21 protein-coding genes are annotated in these 21934 nt (G+C 45.8%); 10 read left to right on the forward strand and 11 right to left on the reverse strand.

Translation table 11 applies throughout. The features are described from left to right. Position 1 precedes the first annotated feature (1 nt). From pheT to ACWJAO_RS03805, 3 genes are all read left to right on the forward strand, one after another. Positions 2 to 2470: a phenylalanine--tRNA ligase subunit beta gene (gene pheT / locus ACWJAO_RS03795; protein WP_449139309.1), complete on the forward strand. Its 2469-nt coding sequence runs from the start codon at positions 2 to 4 to the stop codon at positions 2468 to 2470. A gap of 72 nt (positions 2471 to 2542) precedes the next feature. Further along, a complete protein-coding gene (locus tag ACWJAO_RS03800; RefSeq protein ID WP_449139310.1) occupies positions 2543 to 3286 on the forward strand; it encodes a YebC/PmpR family DNA-binding transcriptional regulator in 744 nt (247 codons plus the stop codon). 5 nt (positions 3287 to 3291) lie between these two features. Continuing rightward, a complete protein-coding gene (locus ACWJAO_RS03805; protein WP_287798304.1) occupies positions 3292 to 3570 on the forward strand; it encodes a TIGR03905 family TSCPD domain-containing protein in 279 nt (92 codons plus the stop codon). Positions 3571 to 3614: 44 nt separating this feature from the next. Here the strand turns inward: ACWJAO_RS03805 and ACWJAO_RS03810 are convergent, their stop codons facing one another. After that, positions 3615 to 4001: a hypothetical protein gene (locus tag ACWJAO_RS03810; RefSeq protein WP_287842198.1), complete on the reverse strand. Its 387-nt coding sequence runs from the start codon at positions 3999 to 4001 to the stop codon at positions 3615 to 3617. 102 nt (positions 4002 to 4103) lie between these two features. Here ACWJAO_RS03810 and lepA point away from each other — a divergent pair, with 102 nt between their 5' ends. Next, positions 4104 to 5897 (forward strand): translation elongation factor 4, encoded by a 1794-nt coding sequence (lepA, locus tag ACWJAO_RS03815; RefSeq protein WP_264899172.1) that lies wholly within the window; start codon positions 4104 to 4106, stop codon positions 5895 to 5897. Between the two features lie 40 nt (positions 5898 to 5937). Beyond that, positions 5938 to 6537, forward strand: coding sequence for a Crp/Fnr family transcriptional regulator (locus tag ACWJAO_RS03820; RefSeq protein WP_117729167.1), 600 nt, complete (start codon positions 5938 to 5940; stop codon positions 6535 to 6537). Between the two features lie 77 nt (positions 6538 to 6614). Here the strand turns inward: ACWJAO_RS03820 and ACWJAO_RS03825 are convergent, their stop codons facing one another. From ACWJAO_RS03825 to ACWJAO_RS03840, 4 genes are all read right to left on the reverse strand, one after another. Next, positions 6615 to 8279, reverse strand: a complete 1665-nt coding sequence (locus ACWJAO_RS03825; protein WP_317576485.1) for an AMP-binding protein — start codon at positions 8277 to 8279, stop codon at positions 6615 to 6617. 108 nt (positions 8280 to 8387) lie between these two features. Next, a complete protein-coding gene (locus ACWJAO_RS03830; protein ID WP_449139311.1) occupies positions 8388 to 10055 on the reverse strand; it encodes an AMP-binding protein in 1668 nt (555 codons plus the stop codon). A 142-nt stretch (positions 10056 to 10197) separates the two neighbouring features. After that, positions 10198 to 11445 (reverse strand): ABC transporter permease, encoded by a 1248-nt coding sequence (locus ACWJAO_RS03835; RefSeq protein WP_117729161.1) that lies wholly within the window; start codon positions 11443 to 11445, stop codon positions 10198 to 10200. Positions 11446 to 11466: 21 nt separating this feature from the next. Beyond that, the gene (locus ACWJAO_RS03840) at positions 11467 to 12678 is read right to left on the reverse strand and encodes a pyridoxal phosphate-dependent aminotransferase (RefSeq protein ID WP_296080507.1); all 1212 of its coding nucleotides are present in this window, start codon (positions 12676 to 12678) and stop codon (positions 11467 to 11469) included. A gap of 261 nt (positions 12679 to 12939) precedes the next feature. On the opposite strand from ACWJAO_RS03840, the gene ACWJAO_RS03845 reads away from it, so the two are divergent. Together ACWJAO_RS03845 and ACWJAO_RS03850 are read left to right on the forward strand one after the other, a co-directional pair. Beyond that, on the forward strand, positions 12940 to 13437 hold the full coding sequence (locus ACWJAO_RS03845) for a DUF4494 domain-containing protein (RefSeq protein WP_449139312.1): 498 nt from the start codon (positions 12940 to 12942) through the stop codon (positions 13435 to 13437). Between the two features lie 15 nt (positions 13438 to 13452). Beyond that, positions 13453 to 14127, forward strand: a complete 675-nt coding sequence (locus ACWJAO_RS03850; RefSeq protein ID WP_449139313.1) for a YggS family pyridoxal phosphate-dependent enzyme — start codon at positions 13453 to 13455, stop codon at positions 14125 to 14127. A gap of 49 nt (positions 14128 to 14176) precedes the next feature. Here ACWJAO_RS03850 and ACWJAO_RS03855 read toward each other — a convergent pair whose 3' ends face one another. From ACWJAO_RS03855 to ACWJAO_RS03880, 6 genes are all read right to left on the reverse strand, one after another. Continuing rightward, on the reverse strand, positions 14177 to 15895 hold the full coding sequence (locus ACWJAO_RS03855; RefSeq protein ID WP_449139314.1) for a M6 family metalloprotease domain-containing protein: 1719 nt from the start codon (positions 15893 to 15895) through the stop codon (positions 14177 to 14179). 24 nt (positions 15896 to 15919) lie between these two features. Further along, on the reverse strand, positions 15920 to 16771 hold the full coding sequence (locus tag ACWJAO_RS03860) for an EFR1 family ferrodoxin (protein WP_287823021.1): 852 nt from the start codon (positions 16769 to 16771) through the stop codon (positions 15920 to 15922). Positions 16772 to 16800: 29 nt separating this feature from the next. Next, positions 16801 to 17184, reverse strand: coding sequence for a DUF1573 domain-containing protein (locus tag ACWJAO_RS03865; RefSeq protein ID WP_449139322.1), 384 nt, complete (start codon positions 17182 to 17184; stop codon positions 16801 to 16803). Between the two features lie 301 nt (positions 17185 to 17485). Then, a complete protein-coding gene (locus ACWJAO_RS03870) occupies positions 17486 to 17920 on the reverse strand; it encodes an N-acetylmuramoyl-L-alanine amidase (RefSeq protein ID WP_217746153.1) in 435 nt (144 codons plus the stop codon). A 26-nt stretch (positions 17921 to 17946) separates the two neighbouring features. Beyond that, positions 17947 to 18039, reverse strand: a complete 93-nt coding sequence (locus ACWJAO_RS03875) for a smalltalk protein (protein ID WP_167529916.1) — start codon at positions 18037 to 18039, stop codon at positions 17947 to 17949. A gap of 217 nt (positions 18040 to 18256) precedes the next feature. Beyond that, positions 18257 to 18808 (reverse strand): HU family DNA-binding protein, encoded by a 552-nt coding sequence (locus tag ACWJAO_RS03880; RefSeq protein WP_117587305.1) that lies wholly within the window; start codon positions 18806 to 18808, stop codon positions 18257 to 18259. A 436-nt stretch (positions 18809 to 19244) separates the two neighbouring features. On the opposite strand from ACWJAO_RS03880, the gene ACWJAO_RS03885 reads away from it, so the two are divergent. The 3 genes from ACWJAO_RS03885 (at position 19245) to ACWJAO_RS03895 (ending at position 21850) form a co-directional block, all read left to right on the forward strand. Next, positions 19245 to 20291 carry a PDDEXK nuclease domain-containing protein gene (locus ACWJAO_RS03885; RefSeq protein ID WP_449139315.1) on the forward strand — a complete coding sequence of 349 codons (1047 nt, stop codon included), beginning with the start codon at positions 19245 to 19247 and terminating at the stop codon, positions 20289 to 20291. 13 nt (positions 20292 to 20304) lie between these two features. Next, the gene (locus tag ACWJAO_RS03890) at positions 20305 to 21471 is read left to right on the forward strand and encodes a helix-turn-helix domain-containing protein (RefSeq protein ID WP_449139316.1); all 1167 of its coding nucleotides are present in this window, start codon (positions 20305 to 20307) and stop codon (positions 21469 to 21471) included. Positions 21472 to 21586: 115 nt separating this feature from the next. After that, on the forward strand, positions 21587 to 21850 hold the full coding sequence (locus tag ACWJAO_RS03895) for a hypothetical protein (RefSeq protein ID WP_449139317.1): 264 nt from the start codon (positions 21587 to 21589) through the stop codon (positions 21848 to 21850). Positions 21851 to 21934 lie beyond the last annotated feature (84 nt).

Here is a 21934-nt window from a genome sequence, read left to right on the forward strand (position 1 = left end):
AATGAACGTTTCATACAAATGGCTTAAAGAATACGTCGATTTCGATTTGACACCACAGGAGACTGCGGACGCGTTGACCTCTTGCGGACTCGAAGTTGACGCTTTGGAAGAAGTTCAGTCTGTCAAGGGCGGACTGAAAGGTCTCTATGTTGGTAAAGTATTGACATGCGAGGAGCATCCTAATAGTGATCACCTTCATGTTACAACCGTTGACTTGGGCAAGGGTGAACCTCAGCAGATAGTCTGTGGTGCTCCTAACGTTGCTGCAGGTCAGAAGGTTATCGTGGCTGATTTGGGCTGCGTGCTTTACGATGGCGACCAGAGTTTTACCATCAAGAAGAGCAAACTCCGCGGTGTAGAGAGCTTGGGTATGATCTGTGCTGAGGATGAGATTGGTGTAGGTACCTCTCACGACGGCATCATCGTACTCCCAGAAGATGCTCCGGTAGGTCAGCCTGCTGCTGAGTATTATCACCTGGAGAGCGACTGGCTCATCGAGATAGATATCACAGCCAACCGTGCTGATGCGCTCGGTCACTGGGGTGTAGCCCGCGACCTGTATGCCTGGTTGAAGCAGAATGGCTACAAGACAAGTTTGCATCGCCCTTCTTGCGATGAGTTTGTGGTAGACAACGAGGATCTTCCTATCGATGTTGAAATCCAGAATACTGAGGCTTGCAAGCGTTATGCCTGTGTAAGCATCACCGGTTGTGAGGTGAAGGAAAGTCCTAAGTGGTTGCAGGATAAGCTGAACATCATCGGCTTGCGCCCTATCAACAATATCGTGGATATCACCAACTACATCATGATGGCATACGGCCAGCCATTGCACTGCTTCGATGCAGACATGGTTACCGGTCATAAGATTGTAGTTCGTACCCAGCCAGAGGGCACCAAGTTTGTTACTCTCGATGGCGAGGAGCATACCTTGGGTGAGCACGACCTGAGCATCTGCAATGCTGAGGAGCCTATGTGTATCGCCGGTATCTTCGGCGGTAAGGGTTCCGGTACTTACGAGACAACCAAGGATGTTGTCTTGGAGAGTGCTTACTTCCATCCTACATGGATTCGCAAGAGCGCTCGCCGTCATGGTTTGAGTACAGATGCCAGCTACCGTTTTGAGCGTGGTGTAGATCCAAACGGACAGATTTATGCATTGAAGCAGGCTGCCATCCTCTGCAAGCAGTTAGCTGGCGGTAAGATTTCTATGCAGATCAAGGATGTATATCCAGAGCCAATGCAGGATTTCCCAGTTCGCCTGAACTATGAGTATGCGCATCGCCTCATCGGTAAGGAGATTGGTGCTGAAACCATCAAGAACATCGCCACATCTCTCGAGATGAAGATTGTGAAGGAGGATGCTGAGGGCATCGACCTTCTGGTTCCTGCTTATCGTGTAGATGTTCAGCGTCCTTGTGACGTGGTAGAGGATATCCTCCGTATCTACGGATATAATAATGTGGAGATTCCAACCCAGTTGAAGAGCTCCCTGACTGTTCAGGGCGATGAGGACAAGGCTTATCACAGCCAGAACCTCGTGGCAGAGCAGCTGGTAGGCGAGGGCTTCATGGAGATTCTCAACAACTCTCTGAGCAAGGCTAGCTACTATACCGACTTCGACCTCAACAAGTATCCTAACGATACAACCGTGAAGGTGATGAACCCATTGAGTGCTGATCTCGGTGTGATGCGCCAGACGCTGCTGTTCGGTGGTTTGGAGAGCGTGGTTCGCAACATCAACCATAAGAGCCAGAACCTGAAGTTCTTCGAGGTGGGTAACACCTATTTATATAATAAGGAGAAGTGGAGCGAGGAGAGTCCTATCAAGGCTTACTCTCAGGAGGCTCACATGTCTCTCTTCATCACCGGTAAGCGCGTAGAAGGCAGTTGGGCTCATGCTGATGAGCAGAGCAACATCTACGAGCTGAAGGCTGTGGTAGAGAATATTCTCCGCCGTGTGGGTATGCCACAGAACAACGTGGTTATCAAGCACAGCGACAATAACATCTTCTCTAAGGGCGTAAGTTACGAGACCCGTGCCGGAAAGGTGTTGGTAGAACTGGGTATCCTGAGCCTGAAGCTGAAGAAAGCATTCGATATTGAGCAGGATGTATTCTATGCTGATATCCACTGGGATAACCTGATGAAGGCAGTGAAGAAGGTGAACCTTACTTACACCGACATCAGCAAGTATCCTTCAGTTAGTCGCGACCTTGCATTGCTCGTAGACAAGAATGTAGAGTTCGCTCAGATTGAGCAGATTGCCCACCAGACAGAGAAGAAACTTCTGAAGAGCGTTGTTCTCTTTGATGTTTACGAGGGTGAGCATTTGCCAGAGGGCAAGAAGAGTTATGCCGTTAACTTCATCCTGCAGGATGAGGAGAAGACATTGAATGACAAGCAGATAGATGCTATCATGAAGAAGCTCATAGCTAACCTTACAAGCAAGCTCAATGCAGAATTGAGATAATGCAGAAGGCGCTCAGTGCAGAATGTAAGATAATATTATAAACAAACGATAAACATTTAAAATTAAATTCCAATGGGAAGAGCATTTGAATATCGTAAAGCTACAAAGCTGAAAAGATGGGGCCACATGGCCAAGACATTTACTAAGTTGGGTAAGCAGATTGCTATTGCTGTGAAGGCAGGCGGTCCAGAACCAGAGAACAACCCAACCTTGCGTGCTATCATCGCTAACTGTAAGCGTGAGAACATGCCTAAGGATAACATCGCTCGTGCCATCAAGAACGCTTGTGGCAAGGATACCAGCGATTACAAGGAAGTAACATACGAGGGATATGGCCCTCACGGAGTGGCTGTCTTCGTTGATACTCTGACAGACAACACTACACGTACTGTTGCTGACGTTCGTTCTATCTTCAACAAGTTCAGCGGAAACTTGGGTACAACAGGTTCTCTGTCTTACCTCTTCGACCACAAGGCTGTGTTCACATTCAAGAAGAAGGAAGGTCTGGATATGGATGAGATGATTCTCGACCTGATCGACTACGGCGTAGAAGATGAGTTTGATGAGGATGAGGAGAACAACGAAATCACAATCTATGGTGCTCCTACAAGCTTCGGCGAAATTCAGAAGCACCTGGAGGCTGAGGGTTTCGAGGTAACTGGTGCTGAGTTCACGTACATCCCTAACGATTTGAAGGATGTAACTCCTGAGGAGCGCGAAACTATCGACAAGATGGTTGAGAAGTTGGAAGAGTTTGACGATGTTCAGACTGTATATACCAACATGAAGCCAGAAATTCCTGCAGACGCAGAATAAGCATTATGTTGCAGCAAGACAAACAGGATAAGTTGCAGAAGGTAACTTATCAGACTCATGGCACCTGCTCAAAATACATCTGCATCAGTATAGATGAAGATGGAAATGTGCAGGATGCCCAGTTCATCGGAGGCTGCGATGGCAATACCAAGGGCGTTTGTGCTTTGATTAAAGGCATGAAGGCAAAGGATGTCATCGCCCGACTGAAGGGTATCACTTGTGGCAATAAGCCTACAAGCTGTCCAGACCAGTTGGCGACAGCTTTGCAGGAAATGGGATATTAAGAGTATTTTAGGCACGGATTACTAGCTAGTACTCCGTGCCTTTTCTAATACTTGAAGGTATCATCCAGCAACACCTCCTTCGGGTTCTTAGCCGAATGATATACGAAACGGAAGGTGAAATGCTCTTCCTTATATTTCTTCAGACCAGGGTTATTGTCCAGGGCTTCCTTCTGAACCTTATGGAGTTTATCCTTGTTGGCATCAATCGCCTTCTTGTTATCTGCCTTGTTTCTCAAAGAGATATAGTACGTATATATCTTCTTGGTTTTATCAAATGCAGCACTGTCAGTCCTGGCGTCGTTGACGTATGGAGTAGGACAGTATTTTTCAGTATACTCCTTGGCTTCACGAGCCGCTTTGTCCTCCAGACTTTCTGTACAAGAAACGAGCAAAGAAGCAAAAATACCGATGTAAATCAACTTTTTCTTCATGATTTTTCTACTTTTTATCTAAAAATCTCTATTATTTTCAATATTTTGTGCAAAGATACGAAAAAAAATACTATCTTTGCACTCTAAAGAGAGAAAAATTATATGGAGAATATAAATAAAATAAGAAATTTCTGCATTATTGCACATATAGACCATGGTAAAAGTACCTTGGCAGACCGACTTCTGGAGAAGACTCAGACCATCAAGATTACTGAAGGACAGATGCTTGATGATATGGATTTGGAAAGAGAACGTGGTATCACAATCAAGAGCCATGCTATCCAAATGGAATATAAGGCAAAGGATGGACAGACCTATATCCTGAATCTTATCGATACTCCGGGACACGTTGACTTCTCATACGAAGTTTCCCGTTCCATCGCTGCTTGCGAGGGAGCACTGCTAGTTGTTGACGCCACTCAGGGCGTTCAGGCACAGACCATTTCAAACCTCTATATGGCTATCGATCACGATCTGGAGATTATTCCGGTAATCAATAAGATAGATATGCCATCGGCTATGCCTGATGAGGTAGAAGACGAAATTGTAGACCTGATTGGTTGCAAGCATGAGGATATTCTCCGTGCATCAGGTAAGACCGGTGAGGGTGTAGAAGACATATTGGAAGCTGTTGTTAATCGTGTTCCTGCTCCGGTAGGAGACGAGAAGGCACCGCTTCAGGCTTTGATTTTCGACTCTGTATTCAACTCTTTCCGCGGCATCATCGCCTATTTCAAGATAGAGAATGGCGTGATCCGTAAGGGAGATAAGGTGAAGTTCTTCAATACCGGCATGGAATATGATGCTGATGAAATCGGTGTATTGAAGATGGATATGATTCCACGCCAGGAATTGGGTACCGGTGAGGTAGGTTATATCATCTCGGGTATCAAGAATGCTACCGAGGTAAAGGTGGGTGATACCATTACCCATATCGCCCGTCCTTGTGACAAGGCGATTGCGGGTTTCCAGGAAGTGAAACCTATGGTATTTGCTGGTGTTTATCCTATCGATCCTAGCGATTACGAGAATCTGCGGGCATCGCTCGAAAAACTGCAGCTCAATGATGCTTCATTGACTTTCTCACCAGAGAGTTCTGTGGCTTTGGGCTTCGGTTTCCGTTGCGGATTCCTCGGTTTGCTCCACATGGAAATCGTACAGGAGAGACTGGACCGTGAGTTTAATATGGATGTCATCACTACCGTACCTAACGTATCTTATATGGTATACGACAAGCAGGGCGGTGTGAAAGAGGTTCACAATCCTTCCGGATTGCCAGACCCAACGCTGATAGACCATATTGAGGAACCATATATCCGGGCAACCATCATTACGGCAACCAATTATATTGGACCTATCATGAAACTCTGTCTGGACAAACGAGGCGAACTCATCAACCAGGAATATGTGAGTGGAAACCGTGTTGAGCTCCACTTCATGTTGCCGTTGGGAGAAATCGTCATCGACTTCTATGACAAGCTGAAGAGTATCTCCAAGGGATATGCTTCGTTCGACTATCATATCGATTCATTCCGTCATTCCGACCTGGTGAAGCTCGATATCCTGTTGAATGGAGAGCCTGTAGATGCTTTGAGTACTTTGACTCACCGCGAAAACTCTGTGAGCTTTGGTCGCAGAATGTGCGAGAAGTTGAAGGACCTCATACCTCGTCAGCAGTTCGATATTGCTATCCAGGCAGCTATCGGTGCCAAGATTGTGGCACGTGAGACTGTTAAGCAGGTGCGCAAGGATGTTACTGCCAAATGTTATGGTGGTGACGTAAGCCGTAAGCGCAAGTTGCTTGAGAAGCAAAAGAAGGGTAAGAAGCGCATGAAGCAGATTGGTAATGTGGAAGTTCCACAGAAAGCCTTCCTTGCTGTGCTCAAACTCGACTAATGATTTAATATAAGTATAATGGAAAAGGAGGTTAAGTATTATGGCAGACTTTAAAGTAATTACCCCTAAGCGTGATATTGCGCGCGAATTGGCGCGTAAATATAGTACGATGACTTATGATGAGCTCGATGTTGTGGAAGATATCCTTGAGCCTATCAAGTATGCCAAGGGCGAGATGATCTTGCCTGAAGGTGAACAGTGCATGGGTATCTCGTACATCGAGAAGGGATTGGTGCGCCAATTTTACTTTAAGAATGGCAAGGAGGTGACCGAACATCTGGGTGTGGATCATACCATCTTTATGTGCATTGAGAGCCTCTTTAAGGAAGAGCCTACCCACCTGCAGGTGGAAGCTTTGGAGCCTACGCTGGTGTATATGCTACCGAAGAAAAAGCTGGAGGCGGCTGCTATGCGTAATGTTAATATCCAGATGCTTTATCGTAAAATATTGGAAGAGAGTTTGATTCAGTCTCAGATTCATGCCGATCTGATGCGATTTGAGTCGGCACCTAATAAATATAAGCGCCTGTGCGAAATGAGCCCACAGGTGGTTCTGCGTGCTCCGCTCACCTATATCGCAAGTTATCTGCAGATGACTCCGGAAACGCTGTCCAGAATCCGCTCGAATACTTTATTATAATTTATAACTTATAAAAAATGGTGTGACTTCAAAACCGAAGTCACACCATTTTTTATTTCATAATACAGGTTCTTTCTTTACTCTGCCGTATAGAGGAATCGCTTGATGCTCTTCTTAGGAGTCTTTTCAAACTCATCTTCATGTATACGTATTTCTGATACTTTGCTGTAAGCAGGAATCATGGTGTTGAGTTCCTGGCGGTTCTGCTCCATGACATCTGTCAGTTCTTTGGTACCGAGATTCAGGGTCTGAGCTTCATCATAGTCTGGGTGAACCAGAGCAATGAGCTTGTTGCCCTTCTGTACAACCACGCTTTCCGCTACCAGAGCCAAAGAGTTAAGCTTATCCTCAATCTCCTCAGGGTAGATATTCTGACCGTTTGCACCGAGCAGCATGTTCTTGCTACGACCCTTGATGAAGACGTTGCCGTCACCATCCATGGTTCCGAGGTCGCCTGTATGATACCATCCGTTCTCGTCGATGGTCTGCTTGGTAGCTTCCTCATTCTTATAGTAACCCAACATTACGTTAGGACCCTTGGCAAGGATTTCGCCTGGTACATTCTCAGGATCAGGACTGTCGATGCGGACCATCATGTGGAGGGCAGCCTTACCGCAAGAGCCCGGTACGAAGTTTTTGTAATCCTCGTAGCAGATGATAGGGGCACATTCTGTTGCGCCATATCCCACGGTATATTTGAAACCTACGCTATGGAGGAAACTTTCCACTTCCTGGTTAAAGGCTGCACCACCGATAATCACCTCGTAGAAGTTGCCACCGAAGGCATTGGATACCTGGTCGCATATCTTCTCCTTCACCTTCTTGCTGATCACAGGCATGTGGAGCAGCATACGCATGCGGTTGTTCTGGATTTTAGGGAATACCTTCTTGCGGATAATCTTCTCGATAACCAGAGGTACAGCTATGATGACGGCTGGCTTGATGCGGCCGAATGCCTCGGCGATGATGGCTGGACTAGGGATGCGGGTGAGATAGAAGACGTGGCAGCCCTTGATAAATTCGAAGATAAATTCAAACGCCATGCCGTACATGTGGGCCATCGGCAGGATACTGATAACAGAATCTCCCTGCTTGATCTTCTTACCCAGTACGTTCTCTGCGAAATCTGCATTGCCCCATAGTGCACGGTATGGAACCATTACTCCCTTGGAGAAACCGGTAGTTCCGCTGGTATAGTTGATCATTGCCAACTCATCCGGATTCTGTTCCATATAGTAGTTGACATGGTTTTTGCGGAAGTACTTAGGATATTTGATACCGAACATCTCGTTGAGGTGTTCGCGCGCATAAGTCAACTTGTCGGTACGTGAAACGACAAGTGAATAATCCGGTATATAGATGATGCCTTCAAGAGCTGGCATCTTCGTTGCATCAATCTGTGTAGCTACAACATCACCCACAAAGAGCAGTTTGGCATCGCTGTGGTTTACGATGTTGTGAATCTGGTCTGGCATGAATTCATGCAGGATAGGTACGGCAATGGCACCATAGGTAAGGGTAGCAAGGAATGCTACAGCCCAGTTTGCGCTATTTCTACCGCAAAGTGCTATCTTGTCGCCCTTTACTACACCAGAGTTCTCAAACATGATGTGTAGCTTCTCAATTTTGCGTGCTACATCATGGTACTGCAAGGTTGCTCCCTTGTAGTCTGTCAGAGCATCCATATCCCAATGGTCTACGATGCTCTTTTGGATTAGTGCGTTAAAGCTTGGAATCTCCATATTCTTGTTATTTAACGATTTGCTTTTTTATATTTTTCTCGTACTGAAGTCTGTTTGCTGATGATAGCTAATATCTGCTGATATACTGTCAGCAGATATTGGCTGTCTCTAGATAGCGTTCTGATAGAGGTAACGCTTGATAGACTTCTTGGCTGTCTTTTCAAATTCCTGATCATGTAGTTTGATGCGTGACACCTTTGCGAAGCTAGGTATCTGCATGTTCAGTTCCTTGCGGTTCTGCTCCATGATGTTCTCCAGGTCTTCGTCTGTAAAGCCGAGGTTGTTAACTTCTTCCATATCTGGATGAACCAGAGCTACCAGCTTGTCATCGCTCTGTATTACGATGCTCTCGTTGACCATCGCCATAGAGTTGAGCTTGTCCTCAATCTCTTCCGGATAGATGTTCTGTCCGTTAGGTCCCAGCAGCATGTTCTTGCTTCTGCCTCTTACGAAGAAATGTCCGTCGGCGTCCATCGTTGCCAGGTCGCCTGTATGGAACCATCCGTCTTTATCTATTACGGCATCTGTTGCCTCCTGGTTCTTGTAATAGCCCTTCATCACATTGATGCCGCGGCAAACCAGTTCACCGGCTACGTTCTCCGGGTCATCGCTCAAAACCTTTACCTCCATGTGCTTCACAGCAACACCACAGCTTCCTGCTACATAGTTGTCCTGATGGGCAAAGGTGATAAGTGGAGCAGTCTCAGTGGTACCATATCCCATTGCGATAGGGAAACCTATGCTGATGAAGAAGTTCTCTATCTCCTTGTTGAGCGGAGCACCACCCACAACAACCTCGTAAGGACGTTCGCCAAACTTTCTCAATACAAACTCGCGAACCTTCTCCTTGATGCGCTTATTGATGACAGGCATGTTCATCAGCAGTCGTGCACGGTTGGTTTGGATATGTGGGAATACTTCCTTTCTTACAATCTTGTCTACTACAAGCGGCACTGCATAGAGGATGTCTGGCTTGATTTCTGACAACGCCTCTGAGATGAGCGTTGGGCTCGGCAGACGGGTAAGGAAGAAGATATGGTTACCCAATACTATATTGAAGAGAAATTCTGTCATGAGTCCATACATGTGAGCCATTGGAAGGGTAGAAAGGATGTTGCAGTTCTTACCTATCTTAGGTTTCACTGAATCGATGAGGTAGTCGAGATTACCCCAAAGTGCTCTGTATGGGAGCATCACACCTTTTGAGAAACCGGTAGTTCCACTGGTATAGTTGATCATTGCCAGTTCTTCAGGATCGTCTACGTGATACTTCACGTGTTCTGGTCTGAAATACTTAGGATATCTGTGTCCGAACATTGCATTGAGGTTCTCGCGCGCATAAGTCAGTTTCTCAGAGCGCGAGATGACAAGCGAATTGTCCGGAAGATAGATGATTCCTTCCAGTGAAGGCATCTCCTCTGGTGTTATCTCTGTAGCTACCATGTCACCAACGAACAGAAGTTTACTTTCGCTGTGGTTCACGATGTTGTGAATCTGCTCAGGCTTAAATTCGTTCTGTATAGGTACGACAATGGCTCCGTATGTAATAATGGCCAGGAAGGCTACTGCCCACTGGCTACTATTTCTTCCGCAGACGGCAATCTTGTCGCCCTTCTTTACATCGCTGTTTTCGAACAGGATGTGTAGCTTCTCAATCTTTCTGGCAATATCGTGATATTGGAGGGTTGCGCCCTTGTAATCGGTGAGCGCATCCAGATTCCAATTCTTGATAATGCTGTTCTCAATATACGAGTTAAAACTTGGTATTGAATTCATTGCACAATTTACAAAATTTTGTGCAAAGATAATGAAAATAGTGCACACTGCAAAATAAAATGTGCACTATTTTCAAAAACTATATAAAATAATTATTTTTTTTCCTTTTTAGTCTACATATTGTGGTGTTATAGACTGTATTTTACTCATATCTCATTGATTTGGCTGGATGGATATGAGAAATCAGGTAGCTTGGTGCTACGAGCATGAAGATGCTTATCAGCAGCGTAGCAATGTTCAGGGCTATGATGGCAAGCCAGTTGAATTCTACCGGAACGGTACTTACATAATAGGTCTGTGCATCGAGTTTGAGGATGCCTGTAAAGTACTGGAGGGTAAGAATGCCGAGGGCGATGGCATTGCCCAGAAGCATACCCTTGCCGATGATGAAGACGGCAAACCACAGGAAGGTGTGGCGGATGGTCTTGTTGCGGGCACCCAATGCCTTCATTACGCCTATCATGGAGGTGCGTTCCAGAATGATGATGAGCAGGCCGCTGATCATGGTGACACCGGCTACTATCAGCATCAGACCGAGAATAATCCAGACATTCAGATCCATCAGACTCAGCCATTGGAAGATGTTTGGATTCAGGTCCTTGATGGTAGAACTGCTGTAGGTTTCGCCATAGTGGTCTACCGTGCGGTTCACCTTATTTATGATATAGTCTTCTGTCTCGTTGAGCTTGTTGAAGTCGTTAACGGTCAGTTCTGCACCGCTCGCCTGGTCTTCTTCCCATCCGTTCAGCTTTACGGCAGTATAGAGGTCGGTGTATACCATTACCTCATCATACTTCTTCAGGTTGGTCTGATAGATACCCTTGATGGTGAAGCGGCGCATACGCACTCCGTTGTCATCAAAGAAGTAGGCAAAGATGCGTTCTCCCGTCTTCAGCTTCAGCTTGTCAGCCATCAGCTGTGAGATGAGAATCTGGTTATGACTCGCTTTGTCATCAAACTTAGGGATGCTGCCTTCAATCATGTTCTGATGGATAAAGGTAGAATCGAAATCAGGTCCTACACCTTTGAATATGACGCCCAGGAAATCGCTGTCCGTCTTCAGGATTCCCTCTTTCATGGCAAATTTCTGCACATGTTTTACGCCAGGTATCTTTTTCAGTACGTTGACCATCGAGTCGTTCATGACCACCGGATACTGGTTTTGCTGCTGCAGCGTCATGAAGTCGGCCACCTGTATATGGCTTCCGAATCCTATCACCTTGTCGCGTATGGTATGTTTGAATCCGAGTACTACGCATACCGACATAATCATAATGGCGAGTCCGATAGCAACACCTGCAGTGGCAATATGAATAGCAGGGCGAGAAACTTTACGTTTATCGCCCTGATCGCTATATAATCTCTTTGCTATAAATAGAGGAAAATTCATTACATTCAGCATTCAACATTGTTATAGTCCTTCGTCTTCCACTCTTCCCGGATAAGCCTCAAGTGCCTTACCCAGAACTACCAGAGCACGCTCCAGATCGTGTTTCTTCAAGACGTAAGCTACACGAACCTGATTGTGTCCGGCTCCCGGAGTCGTGTAGAAACCAGAGGCTGGAGCCATCATGACGGTTTCACCCTCATAGTTGAATTCCTCCAGACACCAGCGGCAGAACTTGTCAGAATCATCGATAGGCAGTTTGGCTACGGTATAGAAGGCTCCCATAGGAATAGGAGAGTATACGCCAGGAATACGGTTCAGTCCGTCTATCAGGCACTTACGGCGCTCTACATACTCATCGTATACATCGCGGTAGTACTCTTCTGGAGCATCCAGAGAAGCTTCGGCTACAATCTGACCGATCAGTGGAGGAGAGAGACGGGCCTGACAGAACTTCATCACCGCCTTGCGAATTTCTGCATTCTTGGTGATAAGGGCACCTACACGGATACCGCACTCGCTGTAACGCTTCGAAACAGAATCGATGAGAACGGTGTTCTGCTCGATGCCTTCCAGGTGCATCGCACTGATATAAGGACTGCCGGTGTAGATATACTCACGGTAAACCTCATCAGAGAAGAGATAGAGGTCGTACTTCTTCACCAGGTCGCGAATCTGATTCATCTCTCTGCGGGTATAGAGATAGCCTGTAGGATTGTTTGGGTTACAGATCAGGATGGCACGGGTGCGCTCATTGATAAGTTCCTCAAACTTCTCCACCTTAGGCAGGGAGAAACCTTCTTCTATCGTTGTAGCGATGGTACGGATCTTGGCACCCGCCGAGATAGCAAACGCCATATAGTTAGCGTAAGCTGGTTCTGGTACGATAATCTCGTCGCCAGGGTTGAGGCAGCTCATGAAAGAGAAGAGTACAGCCTCAGAACCTCCCGATGTAATGATGATATCATCGGCAGTTACGTTGATGTTATATTTCTTATAGTAATCTACAAGCCTCTCGCGATAGCTGAGATAGCCCTGACTTGGAGAATACTCCAAGACCGTGCGGTCTATATGCTTCAAGGCATCTAGGCCACATTGAGGAGTTGGAAGGTCAGGCTGACCGATGTTGAGGTGATATACCTTTACTCCACGTTTCTTTGCTGCGGCAGCCAGAGGAGCCAACTTTCTGATAGGTGACTCTGGCATTTCAAGACCGCGTACAGATATTTCTGGCATCTTAAAATATTGTTTCTTTCTATTAATTATCCGTGTCGAAAATTGAAGTATAAGACCTGCCGGTCTTTTCAATTTACGCTATTCGGCTGCAAAGATAAGAAAATTAGATGAGAATTCAGAATAACTTTCGGTTAAATTTTATTTTTTGATTAAAAACTCTTTAAATATGTCGCTCTTTGCTTTCTTTTTTATAACTTTGCACTTAATTTCAAGAAATGTTATAAGATTAGACTAATTAATTAAAATAAGTAAGAAGTAATTATGAGAAGTAGAACAAGTACATGGTTTGAGACCAAAGTGAAATATCAGAAGACAATGGAGGATGGTTCAGAGAAGGTTGTTTCTGAAGCATACGTAGTAGATGCATTGAGCTTTACCGAGGCTGAGAGTGCCATCATCGATGAGATGTCGGTTTATGTAAGCGGCGAGTTGAAGGTGAGTGGTATCGGCAAGGCTTGCTACGGCGAAATCTTCTTCAGCGATGTCGATGATGATGATAAGTGGTATAAGGCTAAACTCCAGTTCATCACAATCGATGAGAAGAGTGAGAAGGAGAAGCGCAGCAATGTTACTTATCTTGTTCAGGCTAAGTCTCTCGCCCGTGCCCTCCGTTATATTGATGAGGTGATGGGCAAGACCATGATTGATTATGATGTGGTTGGTTTGAACGAAACCAAACTGATGGATGTATTCGAGCACCATGCTCCTAGCGAGAAGAAAGAGGAGAAGAATGATGTGCCTGAATACGAGGAGAAATAATTCAACATTCAAAATATGGACTATGATGTAAAAGGAAATCTCCATGAGGTGCTGGGCAGCTTACCTGCCGGTGTCCGTCTCGTTGCCATCAGCAAGTTCCATCCCAACGAGTATATCGAGGAGGCTTATGCTGAAGGACAGCGTATCTTCGGCGAGAGTCACGAGCAGGAACTTGCTAAGAAGGTGGCTTCGCTGCCTGAGGATATCGAGTGGCATTTCATTGGGCATCTGCAGACCAATAAGGTGAAGTATATCGCACCTTATATCTCGATGATTGAATCGGTAGACAGTCTGAAACTTCTTAAGGAGATTGAGAAGCAGGCTGCCAAGCACGATCGTGTGGTGAAGGTTCTTCTGGAACTTCATCTGGCAGAAGAAGATACCAAATCGGGTCTTTCTCTTGATGCTTGCCGCCAACTTCTGGAGGCTGGCGAATGGAGAGAGATGAAGCATGTGCAGATTTGTGGCATCATGATGATGGCATCGAATACCGATGATGAGCAGCAGATTGCTCAGGAGTTTGATGAGGCTGCCCGATTCTTCGATGAGGTAAAGGCAAAGTATTTTGCCGATGATGATGCTTTCTGCGAGCGTAGCTGGGGTATGAGTCACGATTATCATATTGCCGTTAAGCACGGCAGCACGATGGTTCGTGTGGGTACCACCATCTTCGGTCCTAGAATATATTAAACAATGAGGGTGTGTCATAGACTTTTGACACACCCTCATTGTTTATATATTAGTATACTATCTTCTGTCCCTTATTTGTAATGTAAATCTTGCCCTTTTGTGGAACGGGAACCTTTCTGCCTTCCAGGTCAAAATAGGCTGTCGGTCTGTCTTTGCCGATGATGACCGAAGAGATTCCGGTAGGAGAGAAGTTCTTGAGATAATCGAAGGTAACCAGACCTGTTGCTTCATCCTTTGTGATGTTGTAGAGCGGATGACTCGTGTCAACGCTGTTGTTCAGAGTGATACTGGTCAGACTGTTCACCTCGTACTCTGTAGCAGAGCCTGCCTTGTAGGTTGGGAACGGGTCGTTCTGAAGACTCGTTATAATATCATTGCCGTTGACTTTGTCGTTATAACTGTTATATATCATACCGTCTGCAGGAACAATCATTACCCTTGGCTTACCTAGCGTATTGTTGGGATTATCCCCCAGGTTTACCGAAGTCTTGTCATCGTAGTCGATGCGCCATACCAGCAATCCGTAACCAAAAGCCTCCTTGTACCATCCCTCGTTTCTGATGTTCTGCAGCAGCAGGTATTCGCCATTACTGTTGGCTATAATCTTGAATGCGTCCGATGCCTTGTCGTATGGTTCCAGCTTTATCTGTTGCGCCTCGGTATCAGAAAGGAGGGTAGGTTGTTTCCATCCTACGATGCTCTTTTCCCATGGTGAGTAGGGGATAGGCTGATAGCCGTTAGCCTGATAACTGCCCATATCCATGACGTCCCAATATTCAGGACTCTGGTTGTGTTCTGTGATTCCGTTGGTAGGATATATATCAGGCAAACCGAGGGTATGAGAAAACTCATGACAGAAGAGGCCGATACCATTGATGTAGTATTTGCCGTCTTTGGTATCTGCAGGCGTATTGTTCAGTTCGTTGTTGATACCGAACCGGCGTACAGTTTTCCCGTCATAGGTTCCCACTCCTACGGTACCTGATTTCGGCCAGAGACAATCGCCTGAATTGCCTGAGATGCTTTCTGAATAGCCGGCATAGATCACATATACCAGGTCAACATATCCGTCGCCGTCGCTGTCGTAATCGACAAAGTTAATCTTGTCGTCTACCTGCTGGCAGGCTTCCTGAATCATCTGAGGATAGTTGGTGTCGCTTCCGTCGTCACCTCCGTTCTTGCCATAATAGGCAGAATTCTTGCTTACCGTAATAGGACCCACAACATCAAACTGTGGTATGAACTGGTTATCGCTCATTTCAGCAAAATACTGCTGTACGCTGCCGTAGTTCTGGCAGTAATTCTCGTTGGTGATAAACACTTCTTTATCAGCCTCAGGTATAGCTTCTCCCTTCTTTCCGTTGAGGTAATGGTTGAATGTAGCAACCGGATCCCTACTCTTGAACTTCACATCCTGAAACTGCACCAGGAGTACCAATGCCTTCGGACTTCCCTTATGGGGGAAATATCTTGGGCTCACGGTTCCTAATTCTGATGCTCTTGTAAGATTCTCTGAAGAGAAAGCACGGGTCTTTCGGGTGTTCAGCTCTTCAGCAGTTATCTTTTCGTGTTTTCCGTCTTGGGTTTCCCGCAGGGGCGTACCGTCCAGCAGCATGTAGTAGTGGAAGGTTTCGTCGCCATGCAGGGTAGCACATGCTACGGTTCCATCAGCCAGCATAATCTTGGCGATGCCCGGTTTAGCCTTTACGGCATAGAGATTGGCGATGCCCAGGAAGGCGAGCATCAGAGAGATGATTGTCTTCTTCATAAACAGTTAGGGTAGATGGGCGGATTATTTATAAAAGTATTGTCCTTTCTTCTGAGTCTGGCGTCCAAACTCGATGGCGTGATGCGGACAATGGTGATAGCAGGTAAAGCAGGTGAGGCAATCCTTGTGATGCAGCCATTCCGGGTATTCTCCGTGCCCGCCCTTGATATCGCCTACAGGACAGACGTTGGCACAGATGCCACACTTCACGCACTTGTCTTTCTCCACATGAAACCGCTTATCGGTGATGAGTACCTTTTCGAAGAATCCGCCCACAACCTTGGTGAAGAACCAGGGGATAGGACCTTTTACCAGACGGTTCACTCCCTCTTTCCTGTCGAATATCTCTTCGCAGATAACTGCCAGTTCCTGTGCCGATTTCGATTTCTTACGAACTTCGCGCTCCTTCGGATCAACATCCATGAAAGGAAGTCCCACATAAGATTCCGGCATGATGAGCGAGTAGGAAGCAGAAACCTCCGTGATGCCCAATGCCTGAAGCGATGCATTCAGCGCAATCGTATCGTTGAGGTTTTCGATGGTGAGTCCGATGCTGTCGCCTGCAGTACAGACGCAATAGGCGAAAGGATGCTTTCTGAACGTCTCCTTGTCTTCAGCAGTCGCATCAGGAGTTTCTCTCCGTATCTTCATCTTCCTGATAAACTCCCTTACAAGGCGTGGAACCCTCCAGCCATGTACGGGGAAAACGAATCCGAGCCGTTCATTCTCTTTCAGAATAAACGGCTCGGCTATATTGTGGCTTGAATCATCCGCCCGCATATAAGGGGCGATAGGAATCAAGTCTTCGTGTGTAGCCGCTGCCAGTCTGGCTGCTGCCCACTTGGTATTTCCAGTTCCTGAGAAATAGAAAATCATGCTTACTTTCAAATATGTATTGAGCTAGATTATTTCTTTTCTGTCATAACACCTTCTATATAGAGACGTGACATTTCTACATTGCCGTTAGAACGGACGGTGATGCTCTTCTTGAAATGACCAGGGAACATGCCCTTGCCGTTATAGGTAACACTAATCTGTCCCTTCTCGCCTGGAGCGACAGGCTTCTTGGTGTAAGAAGGTATGGTACAGCCGCAGCTGGCAATAGCCTGGTTGATAATCAAAGGCTTGTTGCCCACATTGGTGAAGGTAAAGGTTGCCTTCTGTACCGGATTTGACTCTTCGAACGAACCGAAGTTGTGTATCAGTTTGTCGAACTTAATCTCTGCCTGAGCAGATGCAGTAGCTACAAGAGCCACCAGCATAGTGAGTGTCAATATGATTCTTTTCATCTTCATATCCTTTCTTCTTTTTTATATTTTCTCTTTAATTTGTTTCTTATTTTTATTTAATTCGATGCAAAAGTACATATAAAGTTTAGTATTACGTTACTTTTTCACATTATTTAAAACAATTATGCCTTATATTTCATGTTACAGCCTTCTTTTCAGTGGAAAAGTGGGGGTGCAATACTCCTCATTATGAAGATGTCTGCAGATTCCTGAACAAAAGTCCCCCAACCTTAATCACTTAAGATTGGGGGAGAGCGTAGAAAAAATAATAAAGTATGAACAATATCAACAGAATAGAGGGCTAAATGTGGAATTTGATTTCATTCAGCCAAGCCTGAACACTGAAGCAGGGACAGGACTTGTGGACGTTCGGGAGATCACGATGACCTAGGATCTCGGCTTCGGGATAGTCTACGCACAGACTCGTCAGGAGATTCTGGAGCGACTGCTTCTGAGCCTTCGTACGGGTATCTGCCGGATTGCCGTCGGCGTCGAGACCGCCTTCGTAACAGATGCCGATACTGTGTGCATTGAAATGGCGGGCGTGGGCGCCGATTTCTGACTCGGGACGGCCGGGATAGATGACGCCGTCTTTCGTGATGTAGTAGTGATAACCGATGCCGCGGAAACCACGGGCTAAATGACAGGCTTCGAGCTTTTCGAAGGTAAAGTCCTGCGTGACGCGTGTGGCAGAACAGTGGATGACAATAAGTGAGATTTTTCTTGTGTTTTTCATAGTGCTGAATCTTTAAAGGGTTGATACTACTGGCAGCTCTGCACACAAAAGGCAGAGGCTACGGCTGTGAGAACGGTAATGACGAAATTCAGAATTTTCTTGAGTGTTTCTCTTTTCATTTTCATTTGATTTAAGGTTAATAAATGGATTGGGGGCTCGGATTTCCAATATCCGGGCGATACTTTTAGGAAGGAAGGCTGACAGGATGAGCAGATGGGCTTGATAGCGCGTGTTTCAATGATGCTTGCTATATTGATGAATAGCCGGGGGTGCTATAGCCGAATCCCGGACTGCATCCTGTCTAAAACCTTCTTTCTTCATCTACTGGCGAGGGGGCTACTCCAGGCCGTCGCTACCATCGGAGCCGCTGCTCTCGGTGTTGCCTGATCCGCCAGTCTGTGTTGAGTCGCCACCCTGGTTTGTGCCGCCACCCTGGGTAGTATCGCCTGTGTTGTCCTTACCGCCGTCTGGTGGAGTAACATCTCCTGTTACGGCTGTAGCCTTCTTCAGGGATGCATCGAGGTTCAGGCTGTTTGCCTTGAACTCACCGGTGCCACGGGCACGGAGTTTCAGTCCGGCAATGTTCTTGGTGATGCTGAACTCCTTCTCGGAGGCAGCACCTTCCTTGTTCTTGATGCCGATGCTGAAAATGGCGAGGTCGGGAATCTTCACGGCGATACCTTGCAGAACCAGTTCTCTTACGCAGCTCACCATGTCGGTGAGCATACCCTTGATGGCTCCCTTTGAGAACGGTGTGTTGTGACTTTCCATGTGCTCTGCGAGTTCATCAAGACCATAGGTCTGGGTGATTACAGGGTAGGCGAAAAACTTGCCGTAAGCGGCGCTCAACTTCTCGTTGACATACTTCTTCAATGTGTACAGAATCATAGTGTCTTCATTTTAAGGTTAATAAATTGTGTTTGTGTTGTAGAGGGCGCTGCGCATTGCCTCTTGGTGGTATGAGATGTTATCTCTGAACCACAATGCAAAGATACGAAATCGGTGAGGGGTCAACTCACAGTTGCTCATACTTGCTCATGTTTTATCATACTTTTTCATAGATTCTTTTTTTTCTGGAGTTTATAAGCCCATTATAATGATTCATCATTTGCTTGAATCTTACAAAAACAAGCAAGTCGGCAAACGCTATGGATGGCAGTCTCCTTATCGCACTTTTAAGGGGTGATGTGCAATATAATAACAGTTTTTTATCAAGCTGCTAAATAAACTTAAAATTCACTGTGTTTATGCGGAATAGTGATGTATTATAATTACCTTTGTAATTAAATATGCATCTGCATATGGCAAATAATAGACTGATAAAATGACAACAGACAATAAAGACAACAAACTCTCAATAGAAAGTAGCGATTATGCTGAGATACTGCGACACGCTGTCGCAGTAATTGAGCATGCACGGACAGAAATAGCCCGACATGTCAATGGCTACGTATCTACCGCCTATTGGGAGATTGGTCAAATGCTTCATGAGCGCAAGATTGAAAGTGGGTATGGTGACAGCGTTGTAAGAAGATTGTCAGCAGACCTGAAAGAACGATACCCGAAGATGGGTGTTTCACCACGTCAACTTTGGAACATGAAGAAATTTTATGAACGTTACGCGGGACATGATGAAAAAGTGCTACGTTCCGTAGCACTTTTGCCGTGGTCGCACAATCTGCTACTGCTGAGCAAGGGATTTAATGATGCAACCACGCTATATTATGCTCAGGAAACTATAACCAAAGGTTGGAATCGTGACTTGTTGCTCAATGCCATCAAACTCAATATGTATGAGACACAGGCATTGGCACGAGTAGATAACAATTTCGACCGCACTCTTCCTGCCGAACAGGCGCAGTATGCCAACGAGGTGTTTAACAGCAGCTACAATCTTGGTTTCTTGGGAGTAACAAGTCCCATTCTGGAGCTTGAACTTGAAGACCGCCTTGTAAAAGCTATCACTCGTTTCCTTATGGAACTTGGTAATGGTTTCACTTTCATTGGCAACCAGCATGTATTGGAATACAATGGTAAAGAAAGTAAGGTAGATATGTTGTTTTTCCATCGTGGACTGCGCTGCCTTGTTGCTGTTGACCTAAAGATAGGTCCTTTCAAACCAGAGTATGCAGGTAAGATGAACTATTATCTGTCTCTGCTTGACCGTCTTGAACGTGGTGCTGACGAGAACCGTTCTATAGGAATCATACTTTGTGCGGAGAAAGACCGTGTAGAGGTGGAACTCGCACTTGAAGATTTGGGAAAGCCTATCGGAGTGGCGGATTATCAGTTGATAGTACCGAAAGAAAAATTACAGAAAGTCCTTGCTGATGAGATAAAGGCATTTAGTGAGGAGAAGAGAAACAATTAGGGAAACAAACAATATGGACTCATTATATTTCCTTCAGTTCGCATGTTTCATCTTCATGCTCATCAATGCCCTTATCCTCGGCATCACCCACCTGCACATGAAGTGGACCAACCGACGCTATGAGTGGTCACGTTGGATGATACTTGCAGGCATGATGGGACTTGCCATACAATATCTCTTGCAGATGCGCTTGGGTTTTCGTGCGAAAAGCGATGACTTGGGAGCTATTTTCAACATTCTTGTCTATACCCCATGCATCACCACTATCGCCATGGGCATATACAACATTGAGGCGACCCATGCCAACCGCCGAAAGATGTACATCGTCTGCGCTTGCATTTATGCCGCCATCATAGCAGCTTTCTGCATAGGCTACAGCAATAGCGGAAGTCTTAACATTGGCAACTGGCTCTATGCGATGCTCGTATTGTTCGGCACAAACGTAGCGTATTGCATCTATATGATTATGATTGAGATGCGGAAACGCAAGAAAATGTTAGAGCTGATGACTGGTGGCGACATGCTGCCCTACGTGCGATATGCCCGAGCCAGTGTCTTCGCCCTGTTCTTCTCTGCCCTTACCATGCCTTTCGTCATCCTCTCTACCACCTTATTATATATAATAGGACCGTTGGCTCTGCTCTCTATCCTTTTCTTCAACCAGAGTTTCGTGGCATTGGGCTACAATTACGTTCCTACCGAGGAACTCTTGGATAAGGAGGAAGAAGAAAGCGCAGCCATAGCAGATGAAGAAACAGAAAATGGGGGAGCATCTTTGGAAAGCTCCAATGGGCAGTATGCAGAACCTATAGACGATAAAGAAAATTTACAGTCAATTTCTCAGGAGCGTCAGATGTTCATCAAGGAGAAGCTCGACAAGTGGTGTGCTGATTTGGGGTACAAAGACACCACAGTAAACATGTTCACCCTGTCACGCTCGCTGAACATTTCCAAGAACGAGTTATCACGCTACTTCACATCATGCCTTAATTCCACCTTCCGCATCTGGCTTGCCGAGGTACGTTTCGAGGCGGCAAAGAAGATGATGCTCGACTATCCCGACTACAACAACGACATCATTTCTGCCGAATGTGGCTTCTCTTCACGCTCCTATCTCTATCGCATATTCAAAGAAAAAGAAGGTTGCTCCCCAACTGTCTGGAGAGCGAAAATACAATAAAATCACGCCTTAGGTGTCTACTTCCCCCACCAAGTAGACACCTATTTTGTAGGAAGTAGACACCTAAGTGGGGGAAGTAGACACCTTTTTTGAAAAAAAACACTATATTTGCGCCATGGAAAATATAATTCAGACTTTCATGAAAGAGGAACAGGCTATTCTTATAGTGGCATTGTGTCTTCTGTTGTTCGCTATAGTCATGGGCTATGCCATGGTTCAAGACTACAGGATATATCTTGATGAGAACTACAAGGCTCGCTACAGCTTCTGTGATTTCATCAAGAAAGAAAGATTCTATATCTATCTGTTTCTCGGACAGACTTTCGTCATCATCCTGGGATTTACAGTATATCTGATGGCAATGAGAGAAAATATGTAAGAAAGTAGAATAATAATAATTTACAGTTATGAATAACAAAAAACAAAGAAACAGGCTATTCACGATGCTGATGCTCGTGATGGC

This window comes from Segatella sp. (assembly GCF_977051555.1).

What these genes read in the sequence shown, in the direction of transcription:
- pheT (WP_449139309.1), top strand. Translation starts at nt 2, where the DNA reads ATGAACGTTTCATACAAATGGCTTAAAGAATACGTCGATTTCGATTTG.
- ACWJAO_RS03800 (WP_449139310.1), top strand. Translation starts at nt 2,543, where the DNA reads ATGGGAAGAGCATTTGAATATCGTAAAGCTACAAAGCTGAAAAGATGG.
- ACWJAO_RS03805 (WP_287798304.1), top strand. Translation starts at nt 3,292, where the DNA reads ATGTTGCAGCAAGACAAACAGGATAAGTTGCAGAAGGTAACTTATCAG.
- ACWJAO_RS03810 (WP_287842198.1), bottom strand. Translation starts at nt 4,001, where the DNA reads ATGAAGAAAAAGTTGATTTACATCGGTATTTTTGCTTCTTTGCTCGTT.
- lepA (WP_264899172.1), top strand. Translation starts at nt 4,104, where the DNA reads ATGGAGAATATAAATAAAATAAGAAATTTCTGCATTATTGCACATATA.
- ACWJAO_RS03820 (WP_117729167.1), top strand. Translation starts at nt 5,938, where the DNA reads ATGGCAGACTTTAAAGTAATTACCCCTAAGCGTGATATTGCGCGCGAA.
- ACWJAO_RS03825 (WP_317576485.1), bottom strand. Translation starts at nt 8,279, where the DNA reads ATGGAGATTCCAAGCTTTAACGCACTAATCCAAAAGAGCATCGTAGAC.
- ACWJAO_RS03830 (WP_449139311.1), bottom strand. Translation starts at nt 10,055, where the DNA reads ATGAATTCAATACCAAGTTTTAACTCGTATATTGAGAACAGCATTATC.
- ACWJAO_RS03835 (WP_117729161.1), bottom strand. Translation starts at nt 11,445, where the DNA reads ATGAATTTTCCTCTATTTATAGCAAAGAGATTATATAGCGATCAGGGC.
- ACWJAO_RS03840 (WP_296080507.1), bottom strand. Translation starts at nt 12,678, where the DNA reads ATGCCAGAAATATCTGTACGCGGTCTTGAAATGCCAGAGTCACCTATC.
- ACWJAO_RS03845 (WP_449139312.1), top strand. Translation starts at nt 12,940, where the DNA reads ATGAGAAGTAGAACAAGTACATGGTTTGAGACCAAAGTGAAATATCAG.
- ACWJAO_RS03850 (WP_449139313.1), top strand. Translation starts at nt 13,453, where the DNA reads ATGGACTATGATGTAAAAGGAAATCTCCATGAGGTGCTGGGCAGCTTA.
- ACWJAO_RS03855 (WP_449139314.1), bottom strand. Translation starts at nt 15,895, where the DNA reads ATGAAGAAGACAATCATCTCTCTGATGCTCGCCTTCCTGGGCATCGCC.
- ACWJAO_RS03860 (WP_287823021.1), bottom strand. Translation starts at nt 16,771, where the DNA reads ATGATTTTCTATTTCTCAGGAACTGGAAATACCAAGTGGGCAGCAGCC.
- ACWJAO_RS03865 (WP_449139322.1), bottom strand. Translation starts at nt 17,184, where the DNA reads ATGAAAAGAATCATATTGACACTCACTATGCTGGTGGCTCTTGTAGCT.
- ACWJAO_RS03870 (WP_217746153.1), bottom strand. Translation starts at nt 17,920, where the DNA reads ATGAAAAACACAAGAAAAATCTCACTTATTGTCATCCACTGTTCTGCC.
- ACWJAO_RS03875 (WP_167529916.1), bottom strand. Translation starts at nt 18,039, where the DNA reads ATGAAAAGAGAAACACTCAAGAAAATTCTGAATTTCGTCATTACCGTT.
- ACWJAO_RS03880 (WP_117587305.1), bottom strand. Translation starts at nt 18,808, where the DNA reads ATGATTCTGTACACATTGAAGAAGTATGTCAACGAGAAGTTGAGCGCC.
- ACWJAO_RS03885 (WP_449139315.1), top strand. Translation starts at nt 19,245, where the DNA reads ATGACAACAGACAATAAAGACAACAAACTCTCAATAGAAAGTAGCGAT.
- ACWJAO_RS03890 (WP_449139316.1), top strand. Translation starts at nt 20,305, where the DNA reads ATGGACTCATTATATTTCCTTCAGTTCGCATGTTTCATCTTCATGCTC.
- ACWJAO_RS03895 (WP_449139317.1), top strand. Translation starts at nt 21,587, where the DNA reads ATGGAAAATATAATTCAGACTTTCATGAAAGAGGAACAGGCTATTCTT.